Source organism: Bacillus sanguinis (assembly GCF_018332475.1).
Lineage (GTDB): Bacteria > Bacillota > Bacilli > Bacillales > Bacillaceae_G > Bacillus_A > Bacillus_A sanguinis.
The window spans coordinates 1-4,612 of the sequence record NZ_BOQB01000093.1 but is presented as its reverse complement, the minus strand read 5'-3'; the positions used below and the strand labels follow the sequence as shown (position 1 = coordinate 4,612).

The 4,612-nt window shown below is 33.5% G+C and carries 2 protein-coding genes and 1 pseudogene; all 3 read right to left on the bottom strand.

Going from position 1 to position 4,612, the window contains the following annotated elements; translation table 11 throughout:
* Window positions 1–368: 368 nt before the first annotated feature.
* A complete protein-coding gene (locus KI369_RS12185) occupies window positions 369–644 on the bottom strand; it encodes an ArsR/SmtB family transcription factor (protein ID WP_063221914.1) in 276 nt (91 codons plus the stop codon).
* Between the two features lie 229 nt (window positions 645–873).
* Window positions 874–4,221, bottom strand: coding sequence for a trifunctional glycoside hydrolase family 18/polysaccharide deacetylase/glycosyltransferase family 2 protein (locus tag KI369_RS12180; protein WP_212956109.1), 3,348 nt, complete (start codon window positions 4,219–4,221; stop codon window positions 874–876).
* 143 nt (window positions 4,222–4,364) lie between these two features.
* Window positions 4,365–4,612: pseudogene (locus KI369_RS12175) on the bottom strand (FMRFamide neuropeptide); the annotation flags it as partial.

Sequence of the window (4,612 nt, the reverse complement as noted above, 5' to 3'; positions counted from 1 at the left end):
CCTTTCAATTACATTTATATTTCAGTTATTTTCCCTTTAGTATTAGATCTATAGATGAAAAAACTAAAAATGTAACTTTGGAGTAAAGTCGTACTCTTTATAAAATATTTCATGTGTACATAAATGAACCTTCATCTTACTAATTTTTAATAAAATAATATTAAATTTAACAAGGTGAAGATCATACAATATTATTAAATAAAATAATCTAATTAAGAAGTATAACAAATTAATAATCAGGCTAAATACAACTTATGTTAATAAGAAAATCACATACACTTACACAAATTACTTTTGTATAACACCTTAAAAATTGTAGTCACAGAATTGCTTTAGCATTCTCTTCTTAATGTCTAGACAGTCAGCATTTAAACTAAACATGCTAATATTGATTTTGTGCGATTGTCAGTTACCTCATAATAAATTTCTAATCCTTTCCGAGTACCTGTAACCATTTTAGCAGCTTTTAGTTTAGATAAATGTTGACTAATTGTACTTTGAGGCATTTCCAAATCCCCATACATTGTTGTTACATTAGTAGGACCTTTTGAAAGCATTATTTTCACTAAGGATAAACGAACAGGATGCGCCAATACCTTTAGTACTTCAGCGATTTCTTCAAACATTTCTTTTTGTTCTTTCATCTTATTTCTCCCCTTTTATATACATATTTATGTTATCCATATATATAATTCGAAGGTATATACAATTTTATGTCCGTCATTTTAAAAAAATATAAAAAAACTTTTTCCCGAAACTAAAGGAGTAACTTAACATAATGGCTCACTATCAGTACCCCTATAGATACAGACGTATCTACTCTACACTCAGCTCACTAAAATCAATAAAAAAGAGAGCAGATAACCTGCTCTCTTAAGATGCCTCCTTATGTTCCGTGGAATGTTTTACACTTCCCATTCTCTTTAACTTATTCCACCCTACCGCTACTCCTCGAATCGATGAGAATATAGATTTAACGACAACATAAGTCATAAATTGACGATAAATAAAGCGTTGTAAAATTAACCATACTAATGGTTTTGGATTCTCTTCCTCTAATTTAAATGCAAACAGAGATGCGAGAAGATCCATTAAAAAGAATACAAAATAAAACCCTAAAACTTTTAGTGGATTATTACTAAATAGTCCCACAATCATTAATATATCTGCAAAAGGAGCAATGAATTGCAGAACATATTGGAATAACCACATATTTGGCAATGCGATAAATCCTAATGTTTTATGCTTTGAATTACATAACGCTTTTCGATGTTTCCAAAGACATTGAAGTGTACCATATGACCAACGATATCGCTGTTTAATGAGACTTTTCACATCTTCAGGTGACTCCGTAAAAGCGTAAGCCTTTTCTTCATATACAATTCTATGTCCTTGACGTAAAAATGTAATAGTAAGATCTGTATCTTCTGCTAACGTATCTTCGCTTAAATATCCAGATTCAACTACATTCTTCTTACGCCACGCCCCAATAGCTCCTGGAACTACTGTAATACAATTTAACTCATCAAAAGCTCTACGTTCTAAATTAAACCCTGTAATATACTCAACATGTTGCCAAGTAGTTAACAAGTTTCGTCTATTCCCCACTTTGACATTACCTGAAACTGCTGCTACATTCTGATCTTCAAAGTGTCTAACCATTAGAGAAATGGCGTCTTGCGCAATAATAGTATCCGCATCTAAAGTGACAATGATCTCTCCTCGCGATTGTTGAAATCCTAGGTTCATTGCCGATGATTTCCCGCCGTTTTCTTTCTGAATGAAACGAACTTTAGGGTGTTTATAAAATGTTTCTTGTATTACTTTTGACGTACCATCTGTCGATCCGTCATCCACAACAATAACTTCAAATTCTCTATAATTACTATCCAAAATTGAGCGAATCGTCTTAGCTATCACCTTTTCTTCATTATATGCTGCTATGACAACACTAACAAAAGGTTGATAGGACGAATTAATATAGCGAGATAGCGTTTTTCTTTTCTGCTTCCATGCAAAATAAATTAAGAATAAGAATCGAAAAATACCTAATCCAATAGCAACATAAAAAATAGTTGTTAATATATGTTTAAAATATCCCGCCCCTGAAAAGACAGCTTTATTGTAAAGTAAATATTGCTCACCCTCAGAAGAAACAGGAGGCATAATTTCATCTCGTTCTTTATTCATTAAATCTGAAATTGTTACAAAACTATATCCATGCTTTTTAAGGTCTTTGATAATGATTGGCAGCGCCTCTACTGTATGGGTACGATTCCCTCCCGCATCATGGAGAAGAATAATATTTCCCTCTTCCTTATAAACGGGATTAAGAGCACGCTTTACTAATTCATTTGTTGATGGTGTTGCCCAGTCTTCAGGATCAACTTTTTCCGCTACCATTGTATAGTTCATATTTTGCGCACGTAAAATAGGCAATATTTCATTTGACGAATCTGGGTTAGCATCGGCTTCATATGGTGGTCTAAATAAAACCGTAGAATGTCCAGTTACTTCCTGAATTAAACGTTGCGTCGTATTAAGTTCTACTTTTGTTCGTAGTAAAGACGTATCAGCTATGTTAGGATGCTTGAAAGTATGATTACCAATTTCATGCCCCTCATCGTATATTCTTTTTACAATACTAGGATTTAGTTGCGCGTTTTCACCAAGTACAAAAAAAGCAGCTTTTATTTTATTCTCTTTTAATATATTTAAAATTTCTGGCGTATATTTCGGATCTGGTCCATCATCAAATGTTAATACTACTTGTTTCCCCTTTGGTTTTCCATATCGTTGCACTTCGTATGCAGATGGTAAGGATTGATATACTTCATCTGTAAGATAACCATCTTTTCCTACTTTAAAATCTCTCAATCCATTTTGCTTTTCATTCTCAATCTGTAAAATTTCACCTTGGCCAGAATAATTCACTTCATCTAAACTAGTGATTTTATGTAATACATCAGGATTTTTTTGTGCCCCAATAGGATTTTTTAAAACTTTCCATATTGTAGGATCTTCTGCTCCTAATCTCCATAGCGCAAACCCCTTTGCATTGTTGTCCATTGCGATCTTCACTTGATTATAGAGAGTAACACTGTCTAAGAACCAAGCAGTATGTTCTTTCTCTCCTGTTTTATATCTAAAATAAGGATTTCCACTAATCTTATCCCATTGAATTTTCATATTTGAATTATGAGCCATTGCCATAACTTCTGAAAAAGTTAAAGACTTCGCAGGTTCTTTACTATTCACTTTCCAATCATATCCATAGTTACCGAAAGCAACTATAAGCTTATTAGACGGAATATTCAGTCCTTTCAACGTATGTTGGAACCATTTATTCGAAGCAATTGGCCCTGGTTCCCCCGCTCCATAGTGCTCATCGTACATCATTACAAGCATTCGATCTATTACCTTCGCTAACGCACTATAATCAAAAGCCTTATCGTTAGCTGGAACATCTTGTGTAACGAGCAAATCATGTTTATGAAAGACCGTAGTAAGTTCTTTCATAAAATTTGTTAAGTTTTCTCTATCACTTTCAGGTATCGCCTCAAAGTCAATATTAATACCCGCAAATCGATTCTTTTCAACTTGCTTTACTAAATCATTTATAAACTTTGTCTTTACATCATTTGGGGAATTCAGTAACTTATGAATCAGCCCACTATCAGGACCAGAAGCTTCCTCTGTATAGTTAGTAAGTAACGGCATAATTTTCACTTGATTTTTTTCTGCTAACTTTACTATCTCAGGTTTTATCTCACTTCTAATCGTTAAATCTGCTTTTAAATGATACCACTCTGGTACTAGCGTGGTTAATGAATCGATATTTTCTTTTAAAGAAGCGGTACTATTTTCATCCCAGTTTACATAAAAACCATACACTTCTTTCGGTTGTTTACTATCGTTCTTCGAATTCACCAAATTTTTATTATCCTTCATTTCGGTATTTGGTTTAAATTCTTCCTTCTTTAACTGCTGATCACTAAGTTTTTGATTAATTGATACAAGTTTATTATCTTGTTGTACAGCGGTATTCATATTTGGAATTTCTGGTGTTGAAAAAATACTTTGAAAGAAAAAATAAAATACAATACTTACGCTAACTATTGAGATACATAGAAACCAAATAAAAGCTATGTTTCTCCTTCCTTTCGGATCATAAAAAATAGGTTTTGCTTTATCTTTCCCTTGTTGAATGTTTTTCTCCATTATATTTTTCACATACTCCTTCTTAATAGAACTATAGAATAATAAAGTGCAACTTTAAGCAGCCCAACTCCCACCTAACTTCTTTGCCCTAGCCAAATTTTGAGATGGGAGTTTTACTGTCCGCAATAGCGAGATAAATCCTTTTAGCTTTGAAATGAATCTCTCAATATTCTATTGATTATTCTTTTCATTCCCTTGCTGGTGACCTCTATTTTCTTGTTGAGACCCCCTACCATTGTTCCCTTGCCCGTTTCCAACATTTTCTTTCTGGGATCCTCTTCCATTGTCCCCTTGCTGATTTCCATTATTCCCTTGTTGAGATCCTCTACCGTTGTTCCCTTGCTGATTCCCGTTATTTCCTTGTTGAGGATTTCTACCGTTGTTCCCTTGC

Excerpts from the sequence above, each read along its gene's own strand:
- KI369_RS12180 (WP_212956109.1), bottom strand. The coding sequence starts at position 4,221 with ATGGAGAAAAACATTCAACAAGGGAAAGATAAAGCAAAACCTATTTTT.
- KI369_RS12185 (WP_063221914.1), bottom strand. The coding sequence starts at position 644 with ATGAAAGAACAAAAAGAAATGTTTGAAGAAATCGCTGAAGTACTAAAG.